Origin of the sequence: Myroides sp. C1519, assembly GCF_038039755.1 — a bacterium.
GTDB classification, from domain to species: Bacteria; Bacteroidota; Bacteroidia; order Flavobacteriales; family Flavobacteriaceae; genus Flavobacterium; species Flavobacterium phaeum_A.
Window position 1 is genome coordinate 265,818 of record NZ_JBBPHM010000001.1, and the last position, 14,526, is coordinate 280,343.

A 14,526-nucleotide genomic window follows, 5' to 3' on the forward strand; every position below is an offset into this window, starting at 1 on the left:
AAGGTTTAAAAGATCAAGGTGCAAAAGGTTTACACCTTGATTGTATTATTAAAATAAGAAGTAACGTTGTCCTAAAGACACTTCGTCAATTGGTTTACTTGTAATTTTTTTACCGTCAATTGTTACTTCGTAGTTTTCTGGATTTACAATGATCTCTGGTGTTGCGTCATTGTGAATCATATCTTTCTTAGAGATATTACGACAGTTAGCTACTGGTAATAAAGTTTTGTCTAATCCGTATTCTTCTTGGATTCCTTTTTCTAAAGAAGCTTGAGAAACGAAGTTGAAACAAGTGTTTTTAACTGCTTTTCCTAATCCACCAAACATTGTTCTGATGATGATTGGTTGTGGCGTTGGGATAGATGCATTAGCGTCTCCCATTTTAGAAGCTACAATCATACCACCTTTGATAATCATCTCTGGTTTAGCTCCAAATAAAGCTGGTTTCCAAAGTACCATATCGGCAATTTTACCTGGTTCGATAGATCCGATGTAGTTAGAAATACCGTGAGCAATTGCAGGGTTGATAGTATATTTAGCAACGTATCTTTTTGCTCTGTAGTTATCGTTTTCAGCACTTTCATCTTCTGGTAAGAATCCAGTTTGTTTTTTCATCTTATCAGCAGTTTGCCACGTTCTTGTGATAACCTCACCAACACGACCCATTGCTTGAGAGTCAGAACTCATAATACTGAATACACCGTGATCTTGTAAGATATCCTCAGCTGCAATAGTTTCAGGACGGATACGAGAGTCAGCGAAAGCAACATCCTCAGGGATATTTTTGCTTAAGTGGTGACATACCATAAGCATATCTAAGTGCTCGTCAATTGTATTTTTTGTAAACGGACGAGTTGGGTTTGTAGAAGCAGGTAATACGTTAGGGTACATTGCTGCTTTGATGATATCAGGTGCGTGACCTCCACCAGCTCCTTCAGTGTGGAAAGTGTGAATAACACGTCCATTAATCGCTTGCATTGTGTCTTCTAAGAAACCAGCTTCGTTTAATGTATCTGTGTGGATAGCTACCTGAACATCGTATTTATCAGCAACTGATAACGCTCTGTCAATTGTAGCAGGAGTTGCTCCCCAGTCTTCGTGGATCTTAACTCCTAATGCTCCAGCTTCGATTTGCTCGATGATTGGTTGCTCTGCTCCTACGTTTCCTTTTCCAAAGAAACCAAAGTTCATTGGCAATCCATCAACTGCTTGTAACATACGTTTCATATTCCATTTACCTGGAGTAACAGTAGTTGCGTTAGTTCCATCTGCTGGTCCTGTACCACCACCGATCATTGTAGTTACACCACTGAAAAGCGCAGTTTCAATTTGTGTTGGGCTGATGTAGTGAATGTGTGTATCAATACCTCCTGGAGTCATAATGTATCCAGCTCCACCGTGAACTTCTGTAGATGCTCCGATGATCATATTTTCAGTTACACCGTCCATTGTGTCTGGGTTACCAGCTCTACCAACACCAACGATTTTTCCACCTTTGATACCGATATCTCCTTTTACAATTCCCCAGTGGTCAATGATAAGAACTCCTGTGATAACCATATCAAGTACACCTTCCTCAGCCATGTGATTAGATGACTGTAACATACCATCTCTTACAGTTTTACCTCCACCAAATTTTACTTCATCTCCGTAACTTGAGAAGTCTTTTTCAACTTCAATGATAATATCTGTGTCACCTAAACGCACTTTATCACCCACTGTAGGTCCGAATATAGCGCTGTAGTTTACTCTACTTACGTTTAAACTCATGATTTTTTGTTTTTAAAGTGATTTTTCTCCATTTTTTTAACTGCTGCAATTTTAGCTTCTTCTGAGATTGTCTCTCCGTTTGCTAAATCATTGTGTCCGTAGATTTTTCTTAAACCTGCGTATGGCACAAGTGCAACTTCTTTTTCTTCTCCTGGTTCAAAACGAACAGCAGTACTTGCAATAATGTTTAAGCGTTTTCCGAAAGCAGCTGCTCTGTCAAACTCCATCATCTTATTTACTTCAAAAAAATGGTAGTGTGAACCAACTTGAATTGGTCTATCTCCTGTGTTAACTACAACGATTTTAGTAATCTCTCTACCTTCGTTGCATACAACATCTTCTTCTCTAATAAAATATTCTCCTGGAATCATTTTTACTAATTTTTAAATTAACGAATAGGATTGTGAACAGTTACTAATTTTGTTCCGTCTGGGAAAGTAGCTTCGATTTGAACATCGTGGATCATTTCTGGAATTCCTTCCATTACGTCATCACGTGTTAATAAAGTAGCTCCGAATTGCATTAATTCAGCAACTGATCTTCCATCACGTGCAGCTTCTAATAATTCGCTACTAATGAAGGCAATTGACTCAGGGTAGTTAAGTTTCAACCCTCTTGCTTTACGCTTTTTAGCAAGTTCTCCTGCTAAATGCAATAACAATTTCTCTGTTTCTCTTGGTACTAAGTGCATACAGAATTTATTTAAAATTGAACAATAGTTATCTTAACCAACATCATAAACGATGCCGATTAGCTTAAAATTTTCATTGATAAGTATTCTTTAACACAATGAGTGTTAAAGACCTAAGGATCACTAAATAGTGATTATACGATAGGTAGTTTAAAAGAATGGTACAGGATGTACTTGGCTCTATACTGCAGTAAGTGAGCACATTGTTCATTCTGTCCATTAAGAAGTCCTTTTGGAGAGTAATCTACATTGTTAAAAAAGAAATAAGCCAAAGCGTTCTCTATCAATAATCCGATAAATTCTGCTGTGTTTGTATCTTCACTTAATTCAAGTTCGATACCAACGTGGGGATGTTGGCTTATTTTATATATGTGTTCCGAAGAAACCTTTGTTGTCGAAAATTGTACAGCAGAGTTTACTTCACCTCGTACGCCTCCTCTGTTTTGGTTAGTTGATGTCAAACCAAAACAAAGAAGAGAGAAACTTAAAACGATAAAATAAATTATCTCTTTCATACAAGATTTTGTTGTTGTTTATTCTACTGAAATTATATGTACAAAGATAAAACCGACAAGTACTATGGTGATAGCACAAATCTTGACTATACTACCATAAAATAGGTTTTTATCACTTTTTTTTTGTTTTTTTTCATCCATTTTTCTGTTTAAAAAAGCCTAACAACCCTGATATACTTGGCATTACGAGAAATAAAGCTTCTTTTACTTCGCGTAAATGACTTTTTTTGACCAACAAGAAACGTGCTATTTCCTTTTTTTAGGTACATATTGGGAATTAATTATAAAAAATTAAGTAAAAATACGCCTTGTAAGAAGTTTCTACAAAACCTTATAGCTCATTTTACTAAAAACTCATCTTTTAATCTAATTCACTACTTTTAGTACAACGCCTTTTATTTGCTTTTTAAATGAATTGGTTATCGCGTTTTAAAAGTACCTTTCTCTTGTAATAAATATTCTTTTGTAGACACCTTTTTAAGCTCTGTTATTACTATCTTCTTTTACACTGATACCACATTACTACCACACAAGTACCACACTCCTTCGAGAAAAAGGGCTTTTTTCGAACTAATGTGGTACTTGTGTGGTAGATGTGTCGAACATGGTCCGTTTAAAACTGGGCTTTGATATGTTCTTAATCACAAACACAATCCAATGCAACACCTTTTAAAGCTTCGTTTATCTCGCTTTTTTTAAAAAATTGATGTTTATGCTTAGCCCCTAACTTTCTACTGTGTCTTTCTTCCAAAAGACACCTCCTCAAAATAAAAGCAGCAGCAGGCAAACGCCCACCACTGCTTAAAATATGCAATTAAAAATTAAAAATCTGTCTGACCTTTCGGCCAAGCTAACTAAAAGTTATATCCTAAAGAAACCATTACGTTTCTCGGTGCTCCTGCAAATACACGTGTGTAGTCAAATCCTCCTAAGAAGTAATATTTGTCAAATACGTTATTTACATTCACAGCTACTTTAAATTTATTGATGTGATAGTACAAGGCTACGTTAGCTGTTGTGTATGATGGTAAATACCCCCAAACTGCTTCTCCTTGTGCGTTCTTTTCTGAACTATCACTTAATCTTCTTTGGTCAACGTAGTACACACCTGCTCCAAATCCTAATCCTTTTAACGCAGTGTCTGAGAAAACGTATTTCATCCAAACGCTTGCCGAATTTCTTGGTGCTCCTGGTAGTGATTGTCCTACTTCTGACGGAATCTCAGAGTCTTTTACTTTGGTGTCGTTAAAGGTGTAGTTGGCCATAACCTGAAACTCTTTCGTAATTTGTCCACGTACGTCTAACTCAACTCCTTGAGACACAACCTTTCCTGATTGTCTGTACACTGGTAATCCTGCATCGCTTACACGCCCTGTTCCAATCAACATATTTTGTCTTTCAATTCTAAACAAAGACAAGTCCATTTGCAATTGGTTATTTAAAAACCCTGCTTTTGCTCCTGTTTCTACTTGGAAACTACGCTCTGCTTTAAACGGAGTATCTGAACCGTAATCTTTGTGGTTCACTACAAAGTTTGCCGCTACTGGTACGTATCCTTGTGAGTAACTTGCAAAGTAGTTGATTTGCTCATTAATCTTATACGTCATTCCAACTCTTGGCAACCACACGTTTTGTGTTGCTGTGTAATCGTCGTTTAAGTTTGTACTTTCTGATCTGTAATTTTCGTGACGCAATCCTAATACCATTTTGAAACGCTCACCAATACTCATCTGGTCTTGTACGTAAATTCCTGTACTTTTATACGGACTCATAAATGGGTACTGAGAGTTTGATCTCCACACATACGTACTTGTATCTGCTCCTTGGTACACTGGGTTGTTTGTATCAAATGTCAACGGAACAATCTTTCCATCTACTTCTTTTGTTCTCGCCTCACGTTGCCAACTGTTCTTATCTCCTTTATACTGAGCGTAATCAACACCAAATACAATGTGGTTATCAAAGTTTTTACCGTAGATATCCCATTTTAAATAAGATACTAAGTTGTCTGTGTACTCTTTCCCGTGACGGTCAAAATAACGCAAGTTCACAATAGTCTGTGCCTCATCTGCAAAAGAGTTCAGCGTTCTATGCTCGTTCAAATCCTCTTGATAGATAGACTTTTGATAGTTTACATATAGGTTTAAATTGTCAACGATGCGTTGTGATAAACGACCACTTAACGTAGTTGTTTTCGTTTTAAAGAAATCTGACGGTTGGCTCAACGTAAACGACTGAGGTAAAGCGTACAAATCTTTTCCTTTGATACTCATTCCTCTATCCAAATACCCGTTAAACTGGTCAAAGATTAAATCTACATCAATCTGTGTTCCGTCAACTGGTTTGAAGGTAAACGATGGTGCTACAGCAAAGTTCTTGCGGTTATTGATATCTCTAAATGTTTTAGAATCCTCATAACCAGCATTCAAACGGTATAATATTCTCTTTTCTTTATCTAATGGACCACCTACGTCTAACGTTGTTCTCAATGTTTGAAAACTACCAGCAGCTATCGTAACTAATCCTTTGTGTTCTTCTAACGGTTTTTTAGTAACCATATTAATTGTTCCACCAGGTGAAATATCTCCAAATAACGAAGCTCCAGGTCCTTTTAACACCTCAACACTTTCTAAGTTGATTGTCATCGGTGAACGGTAGTAACTCTCTCCAAATCCGTAAGCAGAACGAAGTCCGTTCATCAAACGCATCCCATTGTCGTATCCTGATTTAAACCCACGTACAACAAATTCATCATAAGAAGATGCTTGTGTTACACCTGCTAAATCTTGTACCACATCGGTTACTTGAAACGCTTGTTTATCTTCCATCAACTCACTTGAAACAACGGATACTGACTGTGCTAAGTCTTTCAACTTACCGCTAAACTTCCCTCCTAATACAGTACTATTTGTCAAGTACGAATTATCACGGCGGATTGTTACCAATACCTCATCTAATTGTTGTTTATCGTCTTCTAAAGTGATACTCATCCCTTTATCCGCACTGTAAACTCCTTCTTTAAGTGTTACAACTTTTGTTTTGTAGCCAATTGCCGTTAATTCAATATCAACTGGCAACTCAACTTTATCTCCAAAGCGGAACTCCCCTTTGTCATTGCTTTCTGTCATCAGCGCTTTTTGTGGTGCTGCAACCAATACATCTGCAATAGGCTTACCCTTTCCATTTAGAATTACTCCGAAAACAGTTTCGGAAACTTGGGCAATAGAAATCATGGGAAGAAATACCAATAGGATTGATAACTTCCAAAAAAGTGATTTTTGTTTCATCTATTTAGTGGTTTTTGTTGTTTCTTTTTTACAGTGGATGCTCCATGTGAAGCGTAGAGAAACCTCCTTCTTCTGCATCCTTAATCAAGCGGAATCCTTGTTTTTGCCAGAACTCAAAAGCGCCAGTCAAAAACGGATGTGTGTGTAGGTACAACATATTGATGCCCTTGTCAATAGCAACTTTTTTAAGTTCGTCAACCAAGAGTTGTGCTATTTTCTTACGTCTATAAGCAGGCTCCACAAATAAGCGAGCTACTTCTACTGTAGTATATTGACTGTAATCTAAATACGGAAAACGGTGATCGTATTCCATCATACCAATTACGCCAATTAAGTTTCCTTGTTCATCGCGAGCTTGTAAAAAAACACCCTTAGGGTTATTGATATACACCTCGTTAAAATTGGCTAAGTCGCCCGGTACTTTAGCAGGGTCGAGCATGGGAAACAACCCTTTTCTAAATTCTATTACGTATTGTAATATCTCCTGAGCGTCTGCCTGCGTTACTTTGCTAACCTGTATTTTTTCCATCTTATTTCTTTCTTGAAGGAACATATAATGGTCGCCCATTATTCTGTAAATACGTCAACGGCAACTTATACGTCTTTTCAAGTAACTCGTGCAATTCTTCTTGTTCACACGTATTTACGTCTAAAAGGCGCTTGTTCTCCGTTAAGTAAAACTTATCACCATACATAAATGCCATATTGGGGTCGTGCATCACACAAAGTACCGTAGTCCCTTGATCTACCAAGGCACGTACACACTCTAATACAGCCACTTGATAATGTAAGTCTAAGTGATTTGTTGGTTCATCTAACAACAATACATCTGGTTTTTGAACCAATACGCGGCACAGTAAAACCAATTGTCGCTCTCCCCCAGACAATGACGTATATGCCTTGTCTTTCAAGTGGACTAAGTCAAACTGATTCAACACATCCTCTACCGCTTGGTGGTCCTCCTCACTGGGTGAAAACTTAGAAAAAGAAGCACGACCCGTCAGAATCACGTCTTTCACTTTAAAAGGAAAGGTCGTTTGGTGAAACTGTGTTAAAAACCCAAGGCGAATTCCTTGTTGTTGTCCCGGTTTAATCTTTCTTCTCTCCGTATCACCAATGATAATTTCACCAGTATATTTTTGTTCCAACCCTGCTAACACATTAAACAGCGTTGATTTACCACTACCATTTCTACCCAGAATAATAGAAAACTCTCCTTTTGCAAACTGAACATTTACCTTGTTCAACACTTGTTCTTTTCCGTACGAAAAACTCAAGTCTTTTATTGAAATTATACTGCTCATCCGTTCCAATTCATTAAACTTTTCTTCATTAAGTAGATAAAAATAGGTGCTCCAATCAACATTGTAAATACGCCTACAGGTATCTCAAACGGCATTATAGCCCTTGAAAAATCATCAATTACCAATAAGAATGCTCCCCCTATACTAATATTTGCCCAAACACAAATACTGTTATCTGGTCCGAAAATCATTCTACTGATATGAGGTACAATTAATCCAAACAAGCTAATTACACCTACTGCAGCTACAGACGAAGCTGTAATCATAGTAGATACGGCAATTAACACCAGCTTTAATACTTTTGGATTAACCCCTACCGCCAGTGCTTCGTTGTCTCCTAACGACAATAAGTTAAGCTTCCATCTTAAAAAGACAATCACCGCCAGTCCGATTACAATAGGATAAACAGCCATATTTACTTTTGACCAAGAGGCTGTGTGTAAATTACCCATTGTCCATTGTATAATCGCTTGCAACTTATACGGATCACTTAAATATTGCAATAGCGTTAGTAAAGCTGTGAAAATTCCGGATATGATAATTCCTGACAATACCATACTTACAATTGAAGTACGACTACCAGCATAGGAAACACCATACGTCATTAAAACAGCACACACACCAAAGGCAAAAGCAGATAAGTTAATAGACATAAAGGGAAAAAGCATTGCCAACGCCGCTCCAAAAGCAGCCCCAGAGGAGATACCTAACGTAAAAGGATCTACAATTGGGTTTCTAAAAATGGCTTGTAATACACCACCAGCAGACGCTAAAGAAGCCCCTACTAAAAAAGTCAAGATGATACGTGGCATTCTTACCTTCCATAAAATAGTCTCGATTGGACTTGTAGCTATATCCTGCCCTTGCCAACGTGCAAACATTCGCCCAGCATAGTGTAGCAACTCGCTTAGACTCAGGTTTTCTGTTGAACCTAACAACAGTGAACCTATGACTAAAACGATAGGAACTACCCATAATAACGCTACTTTTAGCTTATTCCCCATATTCTATTTATCTAACTAATTATTCGTTTTATATAGCTCTTTCAACACTTCTTGTATTTCAACATTCAGTTCATCTGCCGATTTTTCGTTGTAACACCAGTTGCGCACTTGCTTAGCAAACAGTAAAAACTTAACTGTGTGGGGGTCGTAATAGAATGTTGGGTACATTTCATATACGTGTTTGTTTTTAACTGCTGGCAAGTTTTCTAATTCTTTCAAACTATACACATCGTTTTGACTTGAGTCCCAAAGGATAATGATATCTGGATTCCATTTGTACAAAGTCTCAGCTCCTACATTTGGCGCCTCCATTTCTAAAGGACAAGCATTTACTGCTCCAGACAAATTAATTGCTAAATCCATTAAAGTACCCTTTCCTGAAGTTGATAACACACGCCCCTTAGACCAAGCGTAATAAGCTGTTTTAGGATTCTCGAACTTAGCTGTTTGCATTTTTGCTACCTCTGCTCTGATATAAGTAACAATTTCTTCAGCACGTTCTTTTTTACCTAATAACGTCGCCATTCCTATCAATTCCTTATAAATAACTTCCTGACTCTTGCTTGATACCGTATATACTTTGATTCCCAATTGCTCTAACTGCTCTACTGTTTCAATGTCTTTGTCAAACGTAATAACCAAATCAGGTTGTAACCCGATAATTGACTCTATATTACTTGAACCACCACCAAAACTCGGTGTAGCAATCTCTTTATTGGCAATTCTCTTATCCAGTTTAGACAAAAAAGAAAACGTATCTTCTTTTTGATATACTTGTTGCGGAATACCCACTAATTTATCTTGAGCTCCTAACATATAGATATCATCTACAAGCGGGTCATAAAGAACAACAATGCGTTGTGCCACAGCGTCAAGCGTAATCTCTTTATCTCTACAGTCTAACGCAGTAACACTTGTTTCTTGCACTTGCTCTTTCTCTTCTACTTTAGATTTACACGCATTTGTAAAAACGGCGCTAATCATCACAAGTGCGAAGAATAGAAATTGTTTATTTTTCATTGGATAGTTTTATTAGTTTTCTCACATTCTTCACTTCGTTTTGCATCAACAAAGTTTTTTCTTGTAAGCTGATTTTGTCATTTAGTTTAGCAAGTAATTGCTCGTATAAATTCCCGTCATAAGGCACGGTAAACGATTTCTTGTCAGCATCGGTAAACAACGGTAAGTGCCTGTTGCCTATATAGTAACAAAAATCTGCTACTTCGCGCTCTACATCAGAAGAAAAGACAATACACAAGGCAGGTTTTACAGCTATTTTAGCCAAGCAAACCCCATTTGCACAAAGCAAATCTCCCTGTTGCCAATCTCTATTCACTGTTTTAGTAAGATGAAGTTCTACCCCCTGCTTAGTCTGTCTTTTAATCAATTGCTTTTGCGTTTCAAACCATTCAATCTCAAACACATCAGCAACTTCATTTGAACAACCTACTTCAGCAGACAGAACCTCATCTATTAGAATAACTTCTTGCATAAAGGAATTACTCTTCAGTATTTTTAGCTTTTTTCTCAGCTACTTTATCTTTCAACCATTGACACCATTGGTCCATTCCGTCTCCTTTTAAAGTACTGATTGTAAGCACCTCAATATTAGGGTTTACTTCTCTTGCATCTTTAGTAACGTTCTCTACTGTAAAAGGTACGTAAGGTAATAAGTCGGCTTTAGAAACAACCATTAACTCACTTGTTAAGAACATTCTTGGGTATTTTTTAGGTTTGTCATCCCCTTCAGTAGTCGCCAATAAAGTAACGCGGTAATCCTCTCCTAAGTCAAAAGCAGACGGACATAATAAGTTACCTACGTTTTCGATAAACAACAAGTCTGTTTCGCTTAAGTCGATGTGGTCTAACGCTTGAAGAATCATTTGTGCTTCAATGTGACACATACCACCTGTTACAATTTGCAAAGCATTAATCCCTACCTCTTGCATACGTACTGCATCTCTATCCGTTTCAGGGTCACCAACTAATACAGAAATGTTTATTTCATTCGCTAATCTCTTACCAGTTTCTTGCATCAAAGTAGTTTTACCAGATCCAGGAGAAGAACAAACATTAATCACACATACATTTTTCAATTTCTCACGAATAGCATTTGCTACATAGTCATTTGCTTTTAATAAGTGAAGAGTTGTATTATCACATTGAAGTGAACCTACACGGTTTCCTAAACTTTTTGGATTGCTAGCCATAGTATTAATTTTTAAGCTTGTTTAAATATTACTTTTGATATAAATAAGTCATTTCCTTGTACAATGTTTGACGAAGGTTGTCCACAAGGACATACGAACTTGTGAAACTCGACTTTAAAATCCTTATTGCAGGAATCACAATGGGCAATGATATCTTGTACTACCACATCCAGTTCCATATCCTTATACGTTTCATTATCTGCTATAAAAGCATCAAAAGCATTTTGAATAAGAACAGGTTGTACATTTGACAATAAACCCGCTGTAATTTCTATTTTGACGATATCTTCACTTTTCGCTTGATAATGCTCTTCAAGTGTTGAAAAAATATCTTTTACGATTGTTAATTCGTGCATAACTTCAATACGTCTTTAATTACAATAAAATATGAGTCAATATATTCATCGCAAAATCCAGGCCCTTTTTAACTGCAAAATCACACTTTGCATAAAAAACCTTATTTTTTGTCCAATAAATTAGAATATATATAGTAGCTATAAAATGTCAGATACGGCACTTACACTTTTCTTTACTAAAATGTGCCCAATAGCTAATGAATGTTTTAATCCTTTTCCTCTGTTAAGTCTAACTGAAGGCTTAATAATAATCACACTTTCGTTATTAAAACAGTACAAAATTACGAGGTATCTCAAGGCACAAATAGCACAAATCTTGACTATTCTACCATAAAATAGGGGTTCACAAAATTTTATGATTTTACAACTATTTTACGCAACTTTAAATATCTTCTTATATTTCTGAAAAATTGCATAACATCCACTAAAAAAATTAGAAAACAACCTCAAATTATAAGCTGAAATAAGAAAAAAAGTAACACAGCTTATTTTTAATAGAAAAAACACAAAACACATTCATTGGTGTTTCCACAAGAAAAAGAAGTTTAAAATCAGATTAAAAAAGGGCTTTAACCCTCTTTTTAACGAAAAAAAATAGCACAAAAGAGGGATATTTTAGGGACCTATACTTTATTTCATTTCGATATTTATCACTCGCCATAAAATAGCGTTCTGCTAAAAATCAAATCATTTTTCCCGAAAATCAAAATGGCACTTTTCTTGAATAAATCAGCACATTTATTATTTACAGCATTAACATTTTCAAATGTCAATCCCAGCAATAAACAATTATCTTTGCCCTCGTTTAGTAGTTTTGGCACATCTGTTGTTTCTACACTAAACCTCAATTTGACTTATACGCATTAAAAAAGGTGAATATACACCCTATTAATGCACAACACATTATATATGACAGAACCACAAAATAACGCTTTTACCGGCTATCAGAAATTCGCCATTTTTATACTTGCCATTACGCAGTTTACCGTAATCCTTGACTTTATGGTAATGGCTCCTTTAGGTGATTTGCTGTTAAAGAGTTTAGATATGAATACCAAAGACTTTAGTATTGCCGTATCTGCCTACGCGTTTAGTGCGGGTATAGCGGGATTACTAACGGCAGGCTTTGCAGACCGATTCGACCGTAAAAAGCTACTGCTGTTTTTTTACGTTGGGTTTATCATCGGAACCCTGTTTTGTGCTCTTGCAAATTCATACACTACGTTAGTACTGGCGCGTATAGTAACCGGATTATTCGGTGGAGTAATAGGCTCTATCTCTATGGCTATTATCACCGATTTGTTTAGCTTACAACAAAGAGGTCGCGTTATGGGCTTCGTACAAATGGGCTTTGGAGCAAGTCAAGTATTGGGTATTCCGATTGGACTATACATTGCTAACAAATGGTATTGGGAAGCGCCGTTTTTTATGATTGTCGGCTTGTCTATCCTTATTGCCTTTGCCATTGCTATTTACTTTAAACCGGTAACAGAGCACTTAAAATTGCAACAAAACAAAAAAGTGGTTGCTCACCTTTGGCATACGTTAAAACACAAAGATTACCGCATCGGCTTTTTGTCAATCTGCTTCTTATCAGTAGGAGGATTTATGCTAATGCCGTTTGGAACCATATTCGCAGTAAACAACTTAGGCGTACACCCAGACCAGCTGCCTATATTATTTATGATATCAGGGATAAGCTCACTTGCCTTAATGCCATTCATCGGTAAACTAAGTGACCGTATGGACAAATACCGCTTGTTTACCATTGCCAGTATTTGGTTAATGACCGTATCTGTTGTGTACACCAACCTATTTCAAATCCCGTTTTGGTTAGTGGTAACCACGAATATCTTAATGATGATCGGAATTATGAGTCGTATGGTACCCGCAACAGCTTTGAGTAGTGCTATTCCGTACTCTAAAGACAGAGGGGCTTATATGAGTATTTCCTCGTCTATACAACAAATATCAGGAGGTATCGCAGCCACAATATCCGGCTTAATCGTCTATCAAGAATCTGCTACCAGTCCATTAATCAATTACGATAAAGTAGCCTATATGGTGATTATTGTGTCTTGTATCAGTATTTTCTTAATGGGACGCATCAACCGTTTGGTTCAACAAAATAGATAGATATAGTTTTGTATAAAACAAAAATACCCTCTTTACACATCGCGTAAAGAGGGTATTTTTATATTGCTTTAATCTATTCCTCAAAAAGAAAAAAAACATTCCTTATAAATTAAGAAATCAATATCCATTTTTCTCCTTTTTATTTCACTTTAATACTATTAATCTGATATATTTACATTAATAAAGTGTAAATCAATGAAATGGGAAATATAGCTACAACCGTTGAAGACCAAATAAATATACTAAAATCTAGAGGAATGATTATTCCTGACTATGACAAAGCAAAGGAACACCTTTTAGATATCGGTTATTATCGTTTAGGTTTTTATTGGTATTACTTTGAAAAAGATAAAACCCACAACTTTACAGATAAAACAAATCTAGATGATATCATTGATTTATACTACTTAGATATAGACTTAAAGAATCTTTTACTTAAATATATTTATAGAATAGAAGTCCATTTTAGAACACAATTGATATACCATACTTCAAATATGTATTTAGATACACCTAATTGGTATTCTAATAAAAAAATTGTAAATAAAAATATCGTTTTCAATATATGTAAATCCTATGAAACATTAAAAGTAAAGAACAATATAATTAAAAAGCACCATATCAAATATACTGACGAAAAATATGCTCCTGCATGGAAAACTATGGAGTTTTTAACTTTTGGCCAAATACTAAAAATTTACTCTAATTTAAAAAGCAATGAATTAAAATGTACAATTACTAATTCATACCAATTAAGAGAGCCAAATACCTTAATTGACTATTTAACAGCCATTCTAAATATTCGTAATATATGTTCTCATAGTAATGTCCTTTTTGATTATAATCAACCAACTGGTATTGCGCGAATCCCAAATAAACAATTTAGAATAAAATCAAGAAATACAACTAATTTAAATGCTTCTTTAAGACTTATATTATTCATTCTCAGTAAAATTTCCGTTAATAGAACAAAAGAACTTGAACAATCTTTTTATACAATAGTTAATGAAAAAAGAAATAATGAAAAGTTAAAAAAAATTATTGACACTCATATAAACTTGGATTTTACAGAAAATGGTGTAAATTTGCAAGACAGAAGTGCCCCTTTATACATTCTGCTATAAAGCAGCACTATAAAATAAGATATTGACCTCAGAATTCGTTCTGAGGTTTTTTATTTATATACCTTCCTTTATTCATCCCCCTCTCAATTAAATATCATAAACATAATTTGATTACTATTTTATACATAT

14 protein-coding genes are annotated in these 14,526 nt (G+C 35.8%); 2 read left to right on the forward strand and 12 right to left on the reverse strand.

Features of this window, described 5'->3' with window-relative positions:
- Positions 1-48 precede the first annotated feature (48 nt).
- The 12 genes from ureC to AABL81_RS01215 form a co-directional block, all read right to left on the reverse strand.
- Positions 49-1,770, reverse strand: coding sequence for an urease subunit alpha (gene ureC, locus AABL81_RS01160; protein ID WP_158210618.1), 1,722 nt, complete (start codon positions 1,768-1,770; stop codon positions 49-51).
- Positions 1,767-2,141, reverse strand: a complete 375-nt coding sequence (locus tag AABL81_RS01165) for an urease subunit beta (RefSeq protein ID WP_090406265.1) — start codon at positions 2,139-2,141, stop codon at positions 1,767-1,769. Before AABL81_RS01165 ends, ureC begins: the two co-directional genes overlap by 4 nt.
- 17 nt (positions 2,142-2,158) lie before the next feature.
- The gene (gene ureA / locus AABL81_RS01170; protein WP_090406267.1) at positions 2,159-2,461 is read right to left on the reverse strand and encodes an urease subunit gamma; all 303 of its coding nucleotides are present in this window, start codon (positions 2,459-2,461) and stop codon (positions 2,159-2,161) included.
- 134 nt (positions 2,462-2,595) lie between these two features.
- The gene (locus tag AABL81_RS01175; protein ID WP_341340159.1) at positions 2,596-2,976 is read right to left on the reverse strand and encodes a hypothetical protein; all 381 of its coding nucleotides are present in this window, start codon (positions 2,974-2,976) and stop codon (positions 2,596-2,598) included.
- An 854-nt stretch (positions 2,977-3,830) separates the two neighbouring features.
- Complete coding sequence (locus AABL81_RS01180) at positions 3,831-6,263, reverse strand: TonB-dependent receptor (RefSeq protein ID WP_199269096.1); 2,433 nt, start codon at positions 6,261-6,263, stop codon at positions 3,831-3,833.
- 28 nt (positions 6,264-6,291) lie between these two features.
- A complete protein-coding gene (locus tag AABL81_RS01185; RefSeq protein WP_158210616.1) occupies positions 6,292-6,792 on the reverse strand; it encodes a GNAT family N-acetyltransferase in 501 nt (166 codons plus the stop codon).
- Position 6,793: 1 nt separating this feature from the next.
- Positions 6,794-7,567: an ABC transporter ATP-binding protein gene (locus AABL81_RS01190; RefSeq protein WP_341340160.1), complete on the reverse strand. Its 774-nt coding sequence runs from the start codon at positions 7,565-7,567 to the stop codon at positions 6,794-6,796.
- Positions 7,564-8,571, reverse strand: a complete 1,008-nt coding sequence (locus AABL81_RS01195; RefSeq protein ID WP_090406278.1) for a FecCD family ABC transporter permease — start codon at positions 8,569-8,571, stop codon at positions 7,564-7,566. Before AABL81_RS01195 ends, AABL81_RS01190 begins: the two co-directional genes overlap by 4 nt.
- A gap of 15 nt (positions 8,572-8,586) precedes the next feature.
- On the reverse strand, positions 8,587-9,591 hold the full coding sequence (locus AABL81_RS01200; protein ID WP_158210614.1) for an ABC transporter substrate-binding protein: 1,005 nt from the start codon (positions 9,589-9,591) through the stop codon (positions 8,587-8,589).
- Positions 9,581-10,063: a hypothetical protein gene (locus AABL81_RS01205; protein WP_090406284.1), complete on the reverse strand. Its 483-nt coding sequence runs from the start codon at positions 10,061-10,063 to the stop codon at positions 9,581-9,583. Before AABL81_RS01205 ends, AABL81_RS01200 begins: the two co-directional genes overlap by 11 nt.
- Positions 10,064-10,070: 7 nt before the next feature.
- Positions 10,071-10,781, reverse strand: a complete 711-nt coding sequence (gene hypB / locus AABL81_RS01210; protein WP_341340161.1) for a hydrogenase nickel incorporation protein HypB — start codon at positions 10,779-10,781, stop codon at positions 10,071-10,073.
- 11 nt (positions 10,782-10,792) lie between these two features.
- Positions 10,793-11,137: a hydrogenase maturation nickel metallochaperone HypA/HybF gene (locus tag AABL81_RS01215; RefSeq protein WP_090406290.1), complete on the reverse strand. Its 345-nt coding sequence runs from the start codon at positions 11,135-11,137 to the stop codon at positions 10,793-10,795.
- A 909-nt stretch (positions 11,138-12,046) separates the two neighbouring features.
- On the opposite strand from AABL81_RS01215, the gene AABL81_RS01220 reads away from it, so the two are divergent.
- Both AABL81_RS01220 and AABL81_RS01225 read left to right on the forward strand, forming a co-directional pair.
- The gene (locus AABL81_RS01220; RefSeq protein WP_158210611.1) at positions 12,047-13,273 is read left to right on the forward strand and encodes an MFS transporter; all 1,227 of its coding nucleotides are present in this window, start codon (positions 12,047-12,049) and stop codon (positions 13,271-13,273) included.
- A gap of 200 nt (positions 13,274-13,473) precedes the next feature.
- Positions 13,474-14,397, forward strand: coding sequence for an Abi family protein (locus AABL81_RS01225; RefSeq protein ID WP_341340162.1), 924 nt, complete (start codon positions 13,474-13,476; stop codon positions 14,395-14,397).
- Positions 14,398-14,526 lie beyond the last annotated feature (129 nt).